We start from the raw sequence: 17,029 nt of genomic DNA, 5'->3' as shown, positions 1-17,029 counted from the left end.
TCAGCGGCCGTGCCCGGCGCTGTGCGCTGTGGGCGGCCACGCCGGCGGGTGCGGCGGCCGGTGCTGGGTGAAGCCGATGATGTCCTCGGTGGTGATCATCCCGACGACGTGCCGGTCCGCCATCACCAGGATCGGGCGGCCCGCGGTCTTCACGGCGTGGTCGAGGATGTCGGTGACCTGGTCGTCGGGTGCGGCCAGCGTGCAGCTCTCCAGGGGCGCGGCGATGTCGCGTACCCGGACCTGGGCCCGCTGCGCGAGGGGGACCGCGCGCAGCGAGGGCACCGTGACGACCCCGCTGGGCCGGCCGTCGAGGTCCGTCACGGGCACCACGACCTGGTCGGCGGCCCGCGGCATCGTCTCGGTGAGGAACCGGTCCACGGTCTGCCAGTCCTGGCCGGTGGCCACCGGTCGCATCGCGTCGGCGGCCCGCACCCCGCGTACGGCCTCGAACAGCACCGACCGGCGCACCTCCGAGAACGCGGCCATCAGCACGAACAGCCCGACCAGGGCGAGCCACAGTCCGGCCGCGCCGCCCGCGAGGAACTCCAGCCAGCCGCCGGCGATCATCAGCACACCGGCCACCTGCCCGCAGCGCGCGGCGATCCGGGCCGCCTTCTCGCGGTCCCCGCGCATCCGCCAGATCACGGCCTGAAGCACCCGGCCGCCGTCCAGGGGCGCGGCCGGGATCAGGTTGAAGGCGGCGAGCAGGACGTTGGCCCAGCCGGTCCAGGCCAGCAGCGCGGCGAAGAGCGTCCAGTGCAGGACGTCGCCGGCCAGCACCGCCGCGCCCAGGCCGAGGCCGCCCAGGAACAGGCTGGTGAGCGGGCCGACCGCGGCGATCCAACCCGAGCTGCGCGCGGTGGTGGCCGACCCCATCCTGGTCACCCCGCCGAGCGCGAAGACCGTCACGTCCTCCACCTCGACCTTGGAGCGGCGGGCGACGAGGGCGTGCGCCGCCTCGTGCGCGACCAGGCTCACCATCAGCAGCAGCGCGCCGACCACCGCCCACGCGTCGTAGGCCGCCCCGGAGTGGCCGGGGGCCCAGGCGGGGAGCACCCCGCCGGCCAGCCCGAAACTCAGGACGACGATCAGCAGGGGGGCGCTCCAGTGGACCCGCAGGGGCACACCGGCGATCCGGCCCAGCGGTAGCGATCCGTTCATCGCACCTCCCACGCCCGTTCCCGGCAGGCGGGCCCGCCATCCGGCGGGACGCCTTCCCCTTCCAGTCTGCTCCGGTGAGGGCGCGGCCGGACGGCCGGGCGCGACCGGTTCCGGCAGACGGGTCCGTGACGGTTCCGCGCGTGCGTGTCGGGTGCGTGTCGGCTGCGTGCGCGCGGAGGGCGGCGATCCGCCGGCGCTCACTCCTCGCCGGCCGGCCGGACGGGGTCCTGGGCGGCGGGCAGCGCCGTGAAGACCCAGGTCCGGTAGGCCCAGAAGCGGAACGCGGTGGCCAGCGCGATCCCCGCGAACTTCCCGGCGCTGCTGCGCAGCGGGCTGCTCCAGCCGAGCCCCCGGGTCGCGCCGTAGAAGACGCCGTTCTCGATCACGACGCCGACCGCGCTGAAGGCGAGGAAGAGCGTGATCCGCCGCAGCCGGCGGCGCCGGTCGCAGTCGCGGTAGGTGAAGTAGCGGAAGCCGACGTAGTTGAAGGCGACGGCGGCCACGGTGGCGATCACGCCGGCCTGCACCACGAGCAGGGACGTGTAGCGGCGCAGCAGGTTGTACACGCCCAGGTTGACGAAGATGCCGCTGACGCCCACCGCGCCGAACCTGGCGGCCTCCCGCGCCAGGCCGGCCATCCTGCTCTGCGACGCGACGCTCATGGGGTCCTTCCGTCGTGCGGCCCGCCGGCCGGTGGTGGGGCCCGCCGGGGCCGCCCCCGGCCGCCAGGACAAGGGGGGACGGTCCCGCAGGCGGGCCGGCCGTCAGGGGTACACGGTGCTGGTCTCCGCCGGGGCGGTCGCGCGGGGCCGTACGGTGACGGCGGCGGCCGTGGCGAGGAAGGCGAGCCCGGCCAGCGGGTAGCTCGCGGCGACCAGTATCTGGCCGGCGTTCTCGTGGAGTTCGGGCCGGCCGGCGCCGTGCGGGAGGGACCACACCGCGTCGCAGCAGAAGACCAGCACGCACGCCGCCGCGCCCAGGGCCCAGCGCGGATCGCGCCGGCGCAGCGCCTCGTGGACGAGCAGGACCGTCATGGGCACGTTCCACACCCAGTGATGGGTCCAGGTGATCGGGCTGACCAGGAGAGAGGTGACACCGCAGGCCACCGCTCCCCACGCGGTGGCGTTCGGCACCCGGCCGGTCGCGGCCAGCGCCGCGACCGCGACGGCGGTGCCGCCGAGGGCGACCAGGACGGCGGCGGCCAGCCACAGGGACGTGGGGTGCACGGTGTGCTGCGCGCGGGCCACGACGCCGCGCACCGACTGGTTGGCGATGTTCACCGCGGAGCCCGACCGGTCGGGGGCGAAGGCACAACTGGTCCAGTAGCGCAGCGAGTCGTGCGGCAGCACCGCGGCGGTCAGCAGCGTGACGCCGGCGAAGCTGCCGGTGGCGGTGAGGAAGCGGCGCCGCCAGGGGGTGCCGCGCCCGCGGGTGGCCGCGGCCGCCCCGGCCAGCACCACCAGGAACAGCAGCGGCGTGACCTTGATGGCCGCCGCCAGCCCGATGCCGATCCCGGCCCAGCGGTTGCCGGGCCGCCGGGTGAAGTCCCACAGCACCAGGCACACCAGGAGAATGTTGACCTGGCCGTAGCGGATGGTGGTCCAGACCGGTTCGCTCCACGCCGCCCACGCGGCCGTGCCCAGCACGGCGGCCGCGCCGGGGCGGCGGCGCAGCACCAGGCGCAGCGACAGCCCGGCGAGGACCACGGTCAGCAGCAGGTTCCCCGCGGTCGCCGCGGTGCGCATGTGGGCGACGTCGAGCCAGGTCAGCGGGACGAACAGCAGCCCGGCGAAGGGCGGGTAGGTCATCGGCAGCATCGCGGAGGTGGCGTGCATGGCGTACAGGTCGCCGCCCTCGCGCACGGTCCGGCCCGCCGCGCGGTAGACCATGACGTCGATGAGCGAGACGTGCGTGACACGTTGCAGGACCCACACGGCGGCGAAGGACAGGGCACAGAGGGCGGCGGCCCAGCCCACGCGCAGCCGGTGGCTCATGAGCGCAACGCCCGCCTCTCGACGCCTCCCGCCAGCGGTGGTGCTGACGCTCCATCAGAATGGGATACGGAGCCGCTCGCACGGCCGGGACGCCCCGTCCGCGGGCGCGCAGACACACGGGCAGTCGCCGACCGGATGGGTTGCGGCCGGCGGAACCCCGCCGGGACGAGGGCGCGCCGGACATCGGGTCCACCCGGACCAGGACCCGGGTGGACCCGGCCGGACCCGGCCGGACCCGGGCGGACACCCCGCGAGAACACGCCGCGCCCGCACCCCTCGCCGCACCCCCGCCCGCACCCCCCGCCCGTGCCCCACCCCGGGGCGGTGGCCTGCGGATTCGCGGCCCCGTCGGCCGCCGAAGCGGAGCACACTGGACAGTGGCGGGAATCCGGCCGTCGGGTGTGCCGGTCACCGCGGGAATGGGGCCGGTGCGTCGGTGCCGGCTCCGTGGAGATGGGGTGAGCGGTTGTGCGCTCTCGTTTCGCGCCTGACTGGCGGCTCACGGTCCGGATGCTGACGGTGATCTTCCTGTTGGGCCTGGTGTTCGTGGCGTTCATCGCCGTGCTCGTCGCGCTGCTGAAGTCCGTGTTGGTCGTGGTGGTGATCGCGGCCGGTGTGCTGGCGGCGCAGTACTGGTTCTCCGACCGGATCGCGCTGTTCGCGATGCACGCCCACGAGGTCACCCCGCAGGAGCAGCCCGAGCTGCACGGCGCGGTCGACCGGCTGTGCGCCCTCGCCGACATGCCCAAGCCGCAGGTGGCGGTCTCGGAGATGGACCTGCCGAACGCCTTCGCCACCGGGCGCAGCGCCGACCACGCGGTGATCTGCGTGACCACCGGCCTGCTGCGGCGCCTCGAACCCGGCGAGCTGGACGGCGTGCTCGCCCACGAGCTGTCCCACGTCGCGCACAAGGACGTCGCGGTGATCACCATCGCCTCGTTCCTCGGCGTGCTCGCGGGGCTGCTGGTGCGCTTCGCCTTCTACTCGGAGCTGTTCGGCCGGGGCCGCCGCGACCAGAACACCCTGCTGCTGCTCACGATGATCATGGCGGTGTCCGTCGTGGTGTACTCGCTGAGCTTCGTGCTGATCCGCGCGCTGTCCCGCTACCGCGAGCTGGCCGCCGACCGGAGCGCGGCCGAACTGACCGGCCGGCCCTCCGAACTGGCGTCCGCGCTGGTCAAGGTGAGCGGAACCATCGCCCGTATCCCCAGCGAGGACCTGCGCACCGCGCGGGCCTTCAACGCGTTCTTCTTCACCCCGGCGCTGAAGGAGGGCTCGCCCCTCGCGACCGTCTTCTCCACCCACCCGAGCCTGGAGCGCCGCCTGGAGGCCCTGGCGAAGCTCTCCGCCGAAATGGGCCTCCACGCCTGAGGGGCGCCCTTCGGCTCGCCGGCTGCCCCGGCGAACCGTTCTCCGCAGCGGGACCCGTGCGTGGGTGCGGCTCCCCGCGGACAGCGACCCCGGTGGGGCCACCACCGGGGTCGTCCGCGCGGGAAGCGGGCGCGCATCGCGCCGTGGGTGACACTGAGTGATGTGACAACTGCACGTGGTGACGGCGATGGTGGTGGTGGCACGCCCGATGCAAGGGGTGGCGTGCCCGGCCCGGCGGAGATGCTGCCCGGTCTCGACGAGGACCAGCTGCGGGTGCTGGGCGAGGTCGGGCAGGCGTGGGCCCAGGTGTCGGACGACGCGGACCTGCGGCGCCACGAGTTGCCGGTCGACCCCGACCTCGGCGGCTTCCCGTCGGCCGAGGACATCGGTCCCGACCGCTTCGGCCGGATGGTCCGGGTGGCGACCCTGGGCACCGCCACGGCGCCGGAGGAGGCGGTGCCCTCCTCCGGTGCGGCCCGCGCCGCCTACCGCGTCCGGCACGCGCTGATCGGGGCGCCGCTGAAGAGCACCGCGGTCACCCGCGAGCGCATGCGCAAGCTGGTGGCGCTGCCGGTGCTCTCCGCCGACGCGCTGTCCTCCGTGGCGTACGGCCCCGAGGCCATGCTCGCCGTGCTGGTGCTCGCCGGCACCGCCGGTCTCGGCTGGACCACGCCCATCGCGGCGGCCATCGCGTTCCTGATGCTCGCGGTCGGGGTGTCCTACCGGCAGACGATCCGCGCGTACCCGCACGGCGGCGGCTCGTACATCGTGGCCGGCGACAACCTCGGCAGGGTGCCCGGCCTGGTGGCCGCGGCCGGGCTGATGACCGACTACATCCTCACCGTCGCGGTGTCGATCGCCTCCGGGGTCGCCGCCATCACCTCCGCGCTGCCGTCGCTGTCCCCGTACACCGTGCCGATCGGCGCGGGGGTGATCGCGCTGCTGCTGGTCGGGAACCTGCGCGGGCTGCGGCAGGCCGGGGCGCTGTTCGCCGCCCCGACCTACGCCTTCATCATCGCGATGTTCGTGCTGGTCGGGGTGGGCCTGTCCGACGCCGCCGGGCGCGACTTCCACGCCACGCCCACCCCGCATCTGAACGCCACCGAGGGCGTCGGCGTGCTGCTGGTCATGCGCGCCTTCGCCTCCGGCTCCACCGCCATGACCGGCATCGAGGCGATCTCCAACGCGGTGCCGGCCTTCCAGCCGACCGAGTGGCGCAACGCCCGCACCACGCTGACCTGGATGATCTGCCTGCTGATCACGCTGTTCGCCGGGGTGACGGCGTTGGCCCGGCTCGACGGCGTGGTGCCCCGCTCCGGCGAGACCGTGCTCTCCCAACTCGCCCACCGCAGCTTCGGGTCCGGGCCGATGTACGTCTTCACGCAGATCGCCACCGCCGCGGTCCTGCTGCTGGCCGCCAACACCGCGTACAACGACTTCCCCCGGGTGCTGTTCCTGCTGGCCCGCGACGGGCACGCGCCGCGGCTGTTCCTGCGGCTGGGCGACCGGCTCGCCTTCAGCAACGGCATCGGGGTGCTGTCGGTGGCCGCCGCGGTGGTCTTCGTCGCGTTCAGCGGCAACACCGCGTCGCTCATCCCGCTCTACGCGGTCGGGGTCTTCCTCGCCTTCACGCTGTCCCAGGCCGGGATGGTGCTCCACTGGTGGCGGCTGCGCGACCGGCACTGGCGCAAGAGCCTGTTCTTCAACGCGACCGGCTGCGTGCTGTCCGCGCTCGTCTTCGTCACCGCGGGGATCACCAAGTTCACCTCGGGCGCCTGGGTGGCCATCCTCGCCGTCGGCCTGTTCCTCCTGGTGACCACGCGCATCCACCACCACTACGAGGAGGTCCGCGCCGCGCTCCGGCTGCACCCGCAGGCGATCGAGGTCCCCGCGTCGCCCGAGTCCCCGCCCCACGAGGAGTGCGACCCCCCGGCGCCCCCGCCCGAGCCCCCGCGCCCGCCCGCGGCGACCTCCGCCGTAACGGCCGGGGCGGAGCCGGTCGTGAACGGGACGGTCCGGGAGGACGAGGAGAGCCCCGAGGAGATCCGGAACCTGTCGATCGTGCCGATCTCCACGCTGGACCTGGCCGGCATGCGGGCGCTCGCCTACGCCGCGTCCCTGCGCCAGCCCGTCCTCGCGCTGCACCTCAGCCCCGGTGAGGCGGAGGCGGACCGCTTCCGGGGGTACTGGCACGTGTGGGGCGACCACCTGCCGCTGGAGGTGCTGGTCACGCCCTACCGGGCGACCGTGGCCCCGCTGGTCCACTACATCGAGGCGCTGCACGAGCAGCAGCCGCAGCTCACCCTCACCATCGTCGTCCCGGAGATCGTGACGCGGCGCCGGCGCTACCGCCTGCTGCACAGCCGGACCGCGAGCCGGCTCCAGCGGGCGTTGCGGACGCTGCCGAAGATCGTCGTCACCAACGTCCCGTACCACGTGTAGGCGCGGCGGCCCGGTGGGTGCCGTGCGCGGGGCGGCCCTCGCGGGTCGGGCGGCGCCCCCGTGGCCTGACGGTTCCGGTGGCGGCCCCGCCGTACCGTGTCTCGCGTGGTGAACAAAAGGGGCGGAGCGGAGGAAACGATCGACTCCGGGGGCGCCGACTCCGGGGGCGCCGACTCCGGTGCGGGGCGGGCCCGGCACCCGGTGTGGTGGGTGCTCTCCGCCGTGCTGGTGGCCGCCGCCGTGGCCCTCGCGGTGGACCGGCGGCACGACCTGGTGCTGGCGCTGCACCAGATCGCGGTGGTCCGCCCGGCGCCGCTGGCAGTGGCCGCCCTGTTCGAGGCGCTCTCCCTGACCTGCCTGGCGACGTTGCAGTGGCGGCTGCTGAAGCTGGGCGGGGCCCGGCTGCGGCTCGCCCTGATGGGCGCCATGGCCCTGGCGGCCAACGCCGTGGCCGGGACCCTGCCCGGCGGCGCGGCGTTCGCCGCCGCGTGGCTGTACGGGCAACTGCGCCGCCGCGGCGTGTCGCTGGCGCTCGCCGGGGCGGCCCTCGCGGTCGCCGGCCTGATGTCGGCCACCACCTTGTTCCTGCTGCTGGTGGTCGGCGTCCTGGCCAGCGGCAGGGCGGGGCCGAGCGGCCTGCGCACCGCCGTGCTCTGGCTGACCGCGGTCCTCGTGGCGCTCGCCGCCCTGGCCGCGCTCCTGCCGCGCTCCGCGTTCGTACGGCGGCGGGCGTGGCGGATCTGGCGCCGGGTCGGGGTCCGCTCCCGCCGGCTGTGGAACGTCGAGGACGGGCTGTACCGCCTCGCCCGGGAGGTCCGGGAGGTACGGCCGGGGGTGCGCCCGTGGCTGCCGCCGCTCACCCTGGCCCTGGGCAACTGGCTGCTCGACGCGGCCTGCCTCGTCGCGTGCGCGTGGGGACTGGGCGTCGCCGTGCCCTGGCGCGGGGTGCTCGTCGCGTACTCGCTCACCCAGATGTCGGGGGCGCTGCGGCTCACGCCCGGCGGGCTCGGCATCGTGGAGACCAGCCTCGCCGCGCTGCTGGTCTTCTACGGGCTGCACGCGGACCAGGCGATCGCGGTGACCCTGCTGTACCGGATTCTGAGCTACTGGGCGCTCCAGCCGATCGGCTGGACGAGCTGGCTCGGCCTCACCTTCGCCGCGCGCCGCCTGGACGCGAGGACGGTGCGGGAGCGGCGGGCCCGGTCCTGAGCGTCCCTGGTCGTGACCGTCCTGGTCGTGGCCCCGTGGCGCCCTGGCCGCTCAGCCGACCAGCGGCGCGCCCCCGCAGTACCGTGGAAAGGGCGATACCGACTGCCGGTCGGCGCCAGACGACACGGTGGCGCCGGCGCAGGCCGGAAGCGAGGTACTCAGACGATGGAAGCCGACCGTATCGACCGCATGGTCTCCCAACTCCGCGCGCGAGACGTCATGGCCCATCGAACTGAGACCGGCGTGTACAGCTTCGGCATCCGCGTCGTCATCGGGGACGGAAGCGAGGCGCTGTGGACGCCCGGCGGAGCCGCCGGGCTCGACGCGCAGGTGATCAGGGACGGCGTGCTGGTCGGCTGCGTCCCGCACATCCCCGGGTCCGAGAGCTTCACCGACGAGCAGACGGTCGAGGCGATCGCCACGGCGCTGTACTCGGAGGAGGGGCTCTACCCGGCGGACCGCGCCGCCCCGCAGCCGCCGCCCGCCGCCGACAGCCCGCCCGGGCCCGCGGCGCCGGGTCCGGCCGGACAGCCGGGACCGGGACCGGGTGGACCGCCGCGCCGGCCGTGGTTCCGGCACAAGCGCGACTTCCCGCGCTGACGAGCAGACCCGCGGCCTGTCGCGCGCCAGGTCGTCGTAGCAGCTCGTCGCGGCAGGTCGTCGTACCGGGCCGTGGCCCCGCCTCACATGAGGTCGGCGCCGTGCGAGGCCCCCGCCCCCTGCCCTTGCACCGTACGGGTGATCGCGAGCAGGGCCGCGTCGTCGGAGAGGCGGCCGCCGGTGTGGTGGAGCAGGTCCTGGCGCAGGTGCCGCAGCAGGGCCTCCGGGGTCAGGGCCGGCGGGAAGGTCGCCACGCGTTCGACGAGCGGGTAGAAGATGCCCTGCCGGGAGCGGGCCTCGATCAGCCCGTCGGTGTAGAGCAGCAGCGTGTCGCCGTCGCCGTAGGAGATCTCGTCGGCGTGGACCCCGACGGCCGGCAGGAAACCGGAGCCCAGCGGCGGCGAGGGGGCGGTGCAGTTGGTGGCGGTGACCTGGCCGTCGGAGCCGATCACGAGCGGGGCCGGGTGCCCGCAACTGGCCATCAGGACCGGACCGCCGTCGCCGTCGGGGAGTTCCAGCAGCAGCGCGGTGGTGAAGTGCTCGCCCGGGTCCTCCTGGCTGTCCGCGACCTCGTCCATGTCCAGGCTGACCCGTGCCTCCAGGGCCTCCGCGAGTTCGGGCAGCGTGTCGCAGAACCGGGCGGTCTCCCGGAAGGCGCCGAGCACGGCCGACGCCTCCGCGATGGCGGGCAGCCCCTTGCCGCGGACGTCCCCGATGATCACGCGGCTGGTCGCGGGGCGTCTGCGGGTGACGGCGAAGAGGTCGCCGCCGATCTGCGTGTCGTCCTCGGCGGCCAGGTAGAGCCAGGCGATCCGCAGCGGGCCGACGTACTGCGGGGGCGGCCGCAGCAGGACCCGCTGGGCGGTCTCGGAGACGAGTCTGACCCGGCTCAGCTGCCGGCCGCGCCGCTCGCGGATGTAGCTGAAGAAGACCAGGAGCACCGAGAGCACGATCAGCGCGACCAGCTGCCATGCGCGGGCCACCGTGCCCGAGCCCTGGGTCACGAAGGCCACGAACGCCTGCGCGCCCACGGCCACGACGGCGATCGCCGCCGTGCGCCACGGCCCGGCGAACGACGCGGTCAGCGCCGGCGCGACCACGAGCATGGGGCTGAGGAAGACGTCCCTCGGCGACACCGCGTCCGCGACGGTGATGAGGACCACCAGGGCGAGCGGGATGACGATCGCCAGTGGCGGCGTCCGTTCCGTCAGGTTGTCCAGCCGTCTGAGGTCCATACCGGAAATTTTATGATGTTTGCTCACCAAGAGGACGAACGGCGCCTTTTCCGGCTGACCCCCGGCGGGTGCGTGCCCGCAGCCCTGCTCCCGGGCCCGTCCGCGGCGGCGGAGCCATCCGGGGCAGGGGCCACCGCATGATCCCCCCGGGCAGGGGCAGGCGCTTCCTCGGAGGCTGATCGCCATGGGACCGTTGCTCGTCGTTCTTCTGCTCGTGCTGATCTTCTTCGGCGTGGGATTCGCCATCCACCTGCTGTGGTGGGTCGCTGTCGCGGCGCTTGTCGTGTGGCTGCTGGGATTCCTGCTGCGCGGCACCCACTCCAGCGGCAGCCGGAACCGCTGGTACCGCTGGTAGCGCCACCCACCCGACCGAACCGCCGGGCGCCACCCCACCCCCCAGGGGGCCGGGACGGCGCCCGCCTCGCGTTGCCCCGGCGTCCGCGGCGGCCGCGTTGGTCCGCGGGACCTGACAATCCGCCTGTGGGCGCGATATGGGCGATGGTGCCGACGCGCGTTGGCACCATCGAATGGGAGGTCGCGCGCACCCTGGCCGCAAAACGGCCGTGGATGCGCCGTTGTCCGTGAAGCCAGACGAGGATGTGAGCTATGTGAGCGATGTTGAGATCATGTAGCCTGCTCTTGTTCCCACCGAGCGATGGGGTGGCTCGCTTTGCCACCCCGGCTCGGTCTCCCTCATGGAGAGTTAGGGGTCGACTCAGGATCGATCTATAGTCAGTCGGTGGACGCCTGACGAATGCCATCCTCCTCGGCGAGGAGGATGCACTTACCGGGCTTGGCCATTCCCGGGGAAAGCGCCGCGTCGGCGGTTGCCGCTGTCGGCACGACGTCGAACGAGGGCGGTGTCGCGACTTCGTCGGGAGCTGCTGCCCACGAAGTCGCGTCGTTCGTCCTTGTGGCCGCACCGGTTGCCGCCGTTGCGAACTGGGTCGTGGTCAAGCCCACCAGTGCTATTATGCCCATGACAATGGAGACCCTCAAGCCTATCTGAGCCACGCATCTTCCTTTCGATCTCTTGTCGAAAGGACGTTAGTGCATCGAGCCTCTGAGGCGCGAATTCAATGCGTTTGGTGTGTGGCCTGTGAAGAGTCACCATGCTCCCGGGTGGGGGATTATGGGAGTGTGTGATCAACTGTCCGAGTTGTCGTTCGGTTCCCTCAGTCGTTGCGCTATGGTTCTCGTCGCCCGATGGTCCTGAGCCTGGGCTGCGGCGAAGGCTCGCTGCAATAGCGTGTACGCTTGCTGCGTCTGCCCGGACGCGGTCAGTATGTCGGCGAGTACGACTTGCGCCTCCACGACCTCGTCCAGGTCGTGGATTCTTGTTGCGGTCGCGACGGCGGACTGAAGATGCGCCTGGGCGACGTCCAGTCGACCCTCGTCGAACTCTGTTCGCCCGAGATGGCGGAACGCCTGTGCCATCTGGTGAGCTGCCCCGATGTTCTGCGCGACCTGGAGAGCCTCCGTGAAATGGGCGGTCGCTTCACCGTATTCGCCTCGTTTTCGGTGCGCTTCGCCCATGCTGACATGGGTGTCTGCTTGGCTCTTCATGTCTCCGAGCGAGATAAACACGGGAAGCGCCGAACGGCACAATGTCAATGCCGATTCCATGTCTCCGAGTTCGGTGAGAACGTCGGCCAGACTACTGCGCGCGGTTGCTTGTTCATATCGGTTTCCCGAACTGTCCAACAAGGAAACGGCTTCCTCGAACGCCTGGCGAGAAAGATCGAGGCGGCCGACCCTCGAATGCCAGTCGGCGATGTTGTTCAGAGCCACTGCCACTGCTTTCTGATCGGCGATCGCCGTTGAGCCTTCACGGGATTTCTCGAAATGCTCGAGGGCCCGGTCGTTCTCGCCCAGATACAGTTGCGCCACGCCGATGTTGTTGTGCAGGCGGGCCTGATCCCCGATATTGCCAAGTTGTGCATGAATGGCGAATGACTGCTGGAAGTATTCGAGCGCGGTCGCGTGTTCTCCGCGGTGCCACTGCAATGCGCCGACGGCGCGAAGGGCCTCCGCCTCGGCGGCCTTGTCGCCGGTGGCGCGGGAAATCTCCAGCGCCCGTTTTACCGTCCCGGTTGCTTCCTGATACTGCCCTGTGCTGGCCAGAGCGTCTGAGAGACCCAGCAGGGCGCGGCACAGGACCGGCGGGGAGGCGGTCTCCGACAACTGGGCGACCGCGCGCCTCAAGATCTCACCGGCGTCCTGCCAATAACACTCAGCGTTGAGGAATCCGGCGATGCAGAAGGCGAGTTGCGCGGCACGTTCGGGATGTCCGTCGATGCCGGCGGACTGCTCGACAGCCAGCACATTTTCGCGTTCCGTGCTCAGCCAGGACCTGGCGGCTTCGGAATCGCTCCAAGCCGGCAGGGGTGCTGGGTGTGTGACGGGCAGCGGAGCCATGCGGAGGCGGCGGGGATACGCGAGGCGGTCAGCGGCGTCGACGGCTTGCGTGTAGAAGCTGACGATCCGATGCGCGACCTGGTCGCGAACCCGATCGTCGTCCTCCGACTCGGCCAGCCGAAACGCGTACTGACGTAGCAGGTCGTGGTATTGGTACCTCTCGGGCACAGGTTCCCGCAGGAGATGGCAGGCAAGGAGATCCTCCAGCAGTCGCTCCGTCGCATCCAGCGGGAGGCCTAGGGCGGAGGCGGCTACCTCGGCGGTGAAGTCGGCTCCCGGGTGCAGGCTCAGGTAGCGGAACGCCGTACGCTGCGGCTTGGTCAGAGTGCGATAGGACAGATCGAAGGCTCGGACCATCTCGTGATCGGTATCCCGGATCTCACCCAGGCGCCCGGGATCGCGGGTCAGCCGTTCGCGGAGAGTTGCGAGGGTCCATGCCCTCCGCGCCTGGAACCTGTTGGCGACGAGCTCGATCGCGAGCGGAAGGTAGCCGCAGAGGTGAACGATTCGCGAGACTTCCGCGATGTCCCGAGTGCGTTCCTCGCCCGCGAATCTTCGGAACAGCGCGATCCCGTCCGCTTCGGGCAGGACATCGAGCAGGATGCTTCGGGTGGTCGGCAGGCCAGTGATGTGCCGACGGCTGGTCAGTATGACGACGGACTGGGTATCGCTGGGAAGCAGGGGGCGGACCTGATCCGCGTCGACGATGTCGTCGAGGACGATGACAGAGCGGCGTCTGGCGAGCATGGAGCGCCAGAGTTCGGCCCGCCCCTCCACATCGACCGGGATGTTCGTGGCCGGTGAACCGAGTAGACGTAACAGCGTGGCAAGAGCTGCGCCAGGGCTCAGCGGGTCCTGGAGTAATGAGTGCGCCCGCAGGTCCAGATAGAGCTGTCCGTCTGGGTACCTGTCTGCGAGTTCGACCGCGGTGCGGACCGCGACCGCGGTCTTTCCGACCCCGGCCATGCCGCTGACGGTCTCCAACGCGAGGACGGAGCCCTTGGCCGTCGGATCGAGGGATTCGGCCAATGCGCGTAATTCGGCGTTCCGGCCGATGAGGGGGTGCTGGTTGGGAAGGTTCCTGGGCGCGTGTTCCGGCGCGGGCTCGGTTCGTGACGCAGCCGAGGTCGCCGGCGCGAGAGTGGTCGTCGCGGCTCGAAGAAGATCGGCGACCGGAGTGTGGTTCAGCACGCCGATATGGATGCGCTCCAGCGCCGGGCCCGGTCGTGCGCCGTATTCCGTCATCAGTACGCGGCGAGTCTGCTGGTGCACGCGCAGCGCGTCGGTGTACCGCCCGCTGCCATAGTAGGCGAGCATCAGGTGCCCCAACAGTGTCTCATCGCCGGGATGTTCTGCGGCCAGTGCGGAGAGTTCGCCCACGAACTCTGCGAAGTGGCCCAGGCGGAGTTCGGCGCCGAGCCGGGAGACCGTGGCGGCCAGGCGTCGTTCGGAGAGCGTCCGCCGTGCTGTCTCGGCCCACAGGCCCGAGAGCCCGGCCAGGGCTTCGCCCTGCCACAGGGCGTCGGCCGACGCGAACATGTCCACCGCACGCTCGTCGTCACTGTTCGCGGCTATGCCCACGAGGCGTTGATAGCGATGCCAGTCCACGGCGTCCGGATCGGCTTCGAGGACGTAGGTGTGCGCACGGCTGACGATACGCGGCGCGTCAGGACCGCCGCCCGCGCGTCGCAGACGTCCCCGCAGCCGCGAGATGTAGGTGTGGGTGTTCTCGCGGGCGTGCGTCGGCGGTGCTCCGTCCCACAACCGCCCCACCATCGTGTCCAGCGCGAGAGGACGCCCGACGTCCAGTGCGAGGGCAGCGAGTAGAGTCCGCTCCTTCACCGACCCGAGTTCCAGGCGCTCTTCGTTGACCTGCAGTGCTACCGGCCCCAGTATGTGGAAATCCACCAGCGCCCCTCCCCGCTGGTCCGTCCCTCACGATGAGGATGACATCAGTGTGCTGGGGGCGCCAGACGGTCCGGGAGCTCTGGCCGGATAGCTCTGTTCGTCGGCGTGTCGGGTTCCGGCTCCTTTTCGTCCGTGCGTTGTTCTGGGTAGACGACGGATGACCAGGGTTGGGCGAACATCGATTGCCCGGGGGGACCGATGGGCGGCTCGTCGCACGAGATCCATCACAACAGCATCAGCGGCGATGCGCGGTTGTCGGGGGTCGCGATACAGGCCCGCGATGTCTACGGCGGCCTGCACCTGTACTCCGAGCAGAGGTTGATACCACGTCAACTACCACCTGTTCCAAGCCATTTCGTTAATCGTCGACGTGATCTCGAAATCCTGGACCGGTTGGTGGCGGGGCGAGAGAGCCCCGATTCGGGCGCCGCCCTGATCGTGGTCAACGGGCCGGCGGGCATCGGCAAGACCACGCTGGTCTCCCGCTGGCTCAGCGAACGGGACGCGGACTTTCCCGACGGTCTCTTCTACGCAGACCTGCGCGGTCACACATCGGATGGCCCGACTCCGCCGGGCGAGGTGCTGGGCCGGTTCCTCCGGGCGTTGGGCGCGACCTCGGTTCCGGCGGCCCTGGCGGAGCAAGTGGCGCAATGGCGGTCACGGTCGGCGGGGCTCAAGGTGGCGGTGATCCTTGACAATGCCTTCACCGCCGCCCAGATACGCCCCATACTGCCCGCCGGTCGGCAAAGCGTGGTCGTGGTGACGAGCCGGCGGCGACTGACCGGATTGGCCCTGGACGGGGCGGACTTCCACCGCCTGGAAGGATTCGACGCTGCCGACGGGGTCGCACTGCTGTCCCGCGGGATCGGCGCGGACCGGGTAGCCAGCGAACTGGCCGACGTGCACCGAGTCGTTCGCTTGTGCGCGGGGCTTCCACTCGCCGTCTGCCTGGCTTCCGCGCGGCTCGCGTCACGGCCCAGGCAGCCCGTGGCAGTACTCGCCGACGCGTTGGCACCCGACGCGGAGGGGATGGCGGCGCTCGAGGTTGAGGGCGAGACAACGGTGAGCAAGGCGCTGGACGCGTCATACGCGGTGCTGAGCACGGGAGCGGCCCTCACCTACCGGCGGCTCGGGAGGCTACCCCTGACCACCTTCGATGCCCGTGGTGCCGCCGCGGCGTGCGCCCAGCCGCTGCGATGGGCTGAACGCCGGCTCGACGAGCTCGTCGAGGCCAACCTGGTGGAGGATATCGGCCCTGACCGCTACCGATTCCATGACCTGATCGGCGCCCATGCCCGTACCTTGGGCAGCGCTGACGGCAGTCCCGCTCAGTGCGATGCCACCGTCCGGCGTGTCTGCGACTGGTATCTGAGGACCGCGACAGCCGCCGAACAGCGCCTGACTCCCGTCCAGTTCGTGCTGCCCCGTGACTATGCCCACTCATCTGATTTGTTTGACTTGTCCGTTCCGTTCGATGACGATGCCGGTGCGATCGCCTGGCTGGATGCCTACCGGATGGACCTCATGGTGCTGATGAGGGAGGCGGCCGACCGCGGCTGGCATCGAACCGCGTGGCAACTCGCAGACGCCATGTGGCCTTTGTTCCTCAAGATGCGTCACTACGACCTGTGGATCGAGGCCCACGAGATCGGACTCACCGCCGCCCGGCGGGACGGAAACGCCGAGGCCGAACGGCAGATGCTCAACTCCGGTGCCATCGGGTTGAACGCGGCAGGCCGCCACGATGACGCGGCACGCTGGTACGAGGAGTCCCTGAACGCGGCTCGCTCCGCAGGCGACGTGCGGGACGAAGGGCAGGCCCTCCTGGGCATTGGCCGGTGCCATCGCGAGGTCGGGCGCCCTGACGAGGCCGCGCCCTACCTGAACCGTGCCATCGAGGTTTGGGAAGCTTGCGGATATCCGCGTGGTGCGGCACTGGCCCGCACCGTGCTGGGCGAGATCGCACTCGCGGCGGACCGACCGGATGATGCTGTGGCCGACTTCTCCTCGGCTCGGGACGTGCTGCTGGCTGCGGACGATCCGCACGACGCGGCACGCGCCCTCGCTTTCCTGGGCCGTGCGAACGTGCGGGCGGGCGAGTATCAGGTCGGCATCGGCCGGATGGAGGAGGCGCTTGCTGTTTTCGCTTCCTCGGGCGCGGCATACTGGCAGGCCCGCACTCTGGAGATGCTGGGGCAGAGCGCGAGTGAGCACGGTGACCGCCCCGCCGCCCGGGACCTGTGGGCCCAGGCGGCGGGCTGCTACGAGATCACCAGTCCGGCGGACGCCCACCGCCTGCGCGGTCTTGCGGGCGGGCCGCTGGGTCATGCCAGCTCAGGGGATACCGGGACGGAATGAGCCGTCGGGCGGGCCGCACCACGACGACGAGGTCGGCGTTCGCGAGACCGTGCAGGGACCCGCCGGCCACCAACCACGCGTGCATGCAGGAGGGGAAGAGCGGATGGGCGGGGATGACGTCATGGGCAAGCACGGTCGCACGATGACCGAGGGCTCGGGCTCGGGATCGTGCACCGGCCCCTGCCGCGGCTCCCGCCCAGGGGTCGGTCCTGCCCCCGACAACCGCCCACCCGCCCGTCGCCAGTGGAACAGCGGCCAGTGTGACGGCGGGATGCCTCGCCGTCACGTCATCCAGCCATCTCAGAGCCTCCCCGACCGGCCGTGCCCGGCTCG

The 17,029-nt window shown here is 71.5% G+C and carries 12 protein-coding genes; 6 read left to right on the top strand and 6 right to left on the bottom strand.

All coding sequences use genetic code 11. The features are described 5' to 3' along the window. The 3 genes from AB0399_RS28165 to AB0399_RS28155 form a co-directional block, all read right to left on the bottom strand. Complete coding sequence (locus tag AB0399_RS28165) at positions 1–1,161, bottom strand: site-2 protease family protein (protein ID WP_366413253.1); 1,161 nt, start codon at positions 1,159–1,161, stop codon at positions 1–3. 197 nt (positions 1,162–1,358) lie between these two features. Continuing rightward, positions 1,359–1,823, bottom strand: coding sequence for a GtrA family protein (locus AB0399_RS28160; RefSeq protein WP_366413252.1), 465 nt, complete (start codon positions 1,821–1,823; stop codon positions 1,359–1,361). 102 nt (positions 1,824–1,925) lie between these two features. Next, positions 1,926–3,155: a glycosyltransferase 87 family protein gene (locus AB0399_RS28155; RefSeq protein WP_329364670.1), complete on the bottom strand. Its 1,230-nt coding sequence runs from the start codon at positions 3,153–3,155 to the stop codon at positions 1,926–1,928. Positions 3,156–3,623: 468 nt separating this feature from the next. Here AB0399_RS28155 and htpX point away from each other — a divergent pair, with 468 nt between their 5' ends. The 4 genes from htpX to AB0399_RS28135 all read left to right on the top strand — a co-directional run bounded on the left by htpX (position 3,624) and on the right by AB0399_RS28135 (position 8,777). Further along, positions 3,624–4,526 (top strand): zinc metalloprotease HtpX, encoded by a 903-nt coding sequence (gene htpX, locus AB0399_RS28150; RefSeq protein ID WP_366413251.1) that lies wholly within the window; start codon positions 3,624–3,626, stop codon positions 4,524–4,526. Positions 4,527–4,766: 240 nt separating this feature from the next. Further along, complete coding sequence (locus tag AB0399_RS28145) at positions 4,767–6,968, top strand: APC family permease (RefSeq protein ID WP_366413263.1); 2,202 nt, start codon at positions 4,767–4,769, stop codon at positions 6,966–6,968. A 105-nt stretch (positions 6,969–7,073) separates the two neighbouring features. Beyond that, on the top strand, positions 7,074–8,177 hold the full coding sequence (locus tag AB0399_RS28140) for a YbhN family protein (protein WP_366413250.1): 1,104 nt from the start codon (positions 7,074–7,076) through the stop codon (positions 8,175–8,177). A gap of 165 nt (positions 8,178–8,342) precedes the next feature. Beyond that, the gene (locus AB0399_RS28135; protein WP_366413249.1) at positions 8,343–8,777 is read left to right on the top strand and encodes a hypothetical protein; all 435 of its coding nucleotides are present in this window, start codon (positions 8,343–8,345) and stop codon (positions 8,775–8,777) included. Positions 8,778–8,860: 83 nt separating this feature from the next. Here AB0399_RS28135 and AB0399_RS28130 read toward each other — a convergent pair whose 3' ends face one another. Then, complete coding sequence (locus tag AB0399_RS28130; protein ID WP_366413248.1) at positions 8,861–10,012, bottom strand: PP2C family protein-serine/threonine phosphatase; 1,152 nt, start codon at positions 10,010–10,012, stop codon at positions 8,861–8,863. Between the two features lie 184 nt (positions 10,013–10,196). On the opposite strand from AB0399_RS28130, the gene AB0399_RS28125 reads away from it, so the two are divergent. Further along, positions 10,197–10,367, top strand: coding sequence for a hydrophobic protein (locus tag AB0399_RS28125; protein WP_329364661.1), 171 nt, complete (start codon positions 10,197–10,199; stop codon positions 10,365–10,367). Positions 10,368–10,744: 377 nt separating this feature from the next. Here the strand turns inward: AB0399_RS28125 and AB0399_RS28120 are convergent, their stop codons facing one another. Then, on the bottom strand, positions 10,745–11,026 hold the full coding sequence (locus AB0399_RS28120) for a hypothetical protein (protein ID WP_366413247.1): 282 nt from the start codon (positions 11,024–11,026) through the stop codon (positions 10,745–10,747). A gap of 132 nt (positions 11,027–11,158) precedes the next feature. Then, entirely contained in the window at positions 11,159–14,338 is a 3,180-nt protein-coding gene (locus AB0399_RS28115) for a tetratricopeptide repeat protein (protein WP_366413246.1), read from the bottom strand. Positions 14,339–14,536: 198 nt separating this feature from the next. Here AB0399_RS28115 and AB0399_RS28110 point away from each other — a divergent pair, with 198 nt between their 5' ends. Continuing rightward, a complete protein-coding gene (locus AB0399_RS28110; protein ID WP_366413245.1) occupies positions 14,537–16,696 on the top strand; it encodes a tetratricopeptide repeat protein in 2,160 nt (719 codons plus the stop codon). Positions 16,697–17,029: the final 333 nt, after the last annotated feature.

Source organism: Streptomyces sp. NPDC088194 (assembly GCF_040702025.1).
In the GTDB taxonomy this organism is placed as follows: domain Bacteria; phylum Actinomycetota; class Actinomycetes; order Streptomycetales; family Streptomycetaceae; genus Actinacidiphila.
The sequence above is the reverse complement of the archived record's forward strand: the minus strand, read 5'-3'. Positions and strand labels throughout refer to the sequence as shown.

What these genes read in the sequence shown, in the direction of transcription:
- AB0399_RS28130 (WP_366413248.1), bottom strand. Translation starts at nt 10,012, where the DNA reads ATGGACCTCAGACGGCTGGACAACCTGACGGAACGGACGCCGCCACTG.
- AB0399_RS28110 (WP_366413245.1), top strand. Translation starts at nt 14,537, where the DNA reads ATGGGCGGCTCGTCGCACGAGATCCATCACAACAGCATCAGCGGCGAT.
- AB0399_RS28165 (WP_366413253.1), bottom strand. Translation starts at nt 1,161, where the DNA reads ATGAACGGATCGCTACCGCTGGGCCGGATCGCCGGTGTGCCCCTGCGG.
- AB0399_RS28155 (WP_329364670.1), bottom strand. Translation starts at nt 3,155, where the DNA reads ATGAGCCACCGGCTGCGCGTGGGCTGGGCCGCCGCCCTCTGTGCCCTG.
- AB0399_RS28135 (WP_366413249.1), top strand. Translation starts at nt 8,343, where the DNA reads ATGGAAGCCGACCGTATCGACCGCATGGTCTCCCAACTCCGCGCGCGA.
- AB0399_RS28160 (WP_366413252.1), bottom strand. Translation starts at nt 1,823, where the DNA reads ATGAGCGTCGCGTCGCAGAGCAGGATGGCCGGCCTGGCGCGGGAGGCC.
- AB0399_RS28145 (WP_366413263.1), top strand. Translation starts at nt 4,767, where the DNA reads ATGCTGCCCGGTCTCGACGAGGACCAGCTGCGGGTGCTGGGCGAGGTC.
- AB0399_RS28125 (WP_329364661.1), top strand. Translation starts at nt 10,197, where the DNA reads ATGGGACCGTTGCTCGTCGTTCTTCTGCTCGTGCTGATCTTCTTCGGC.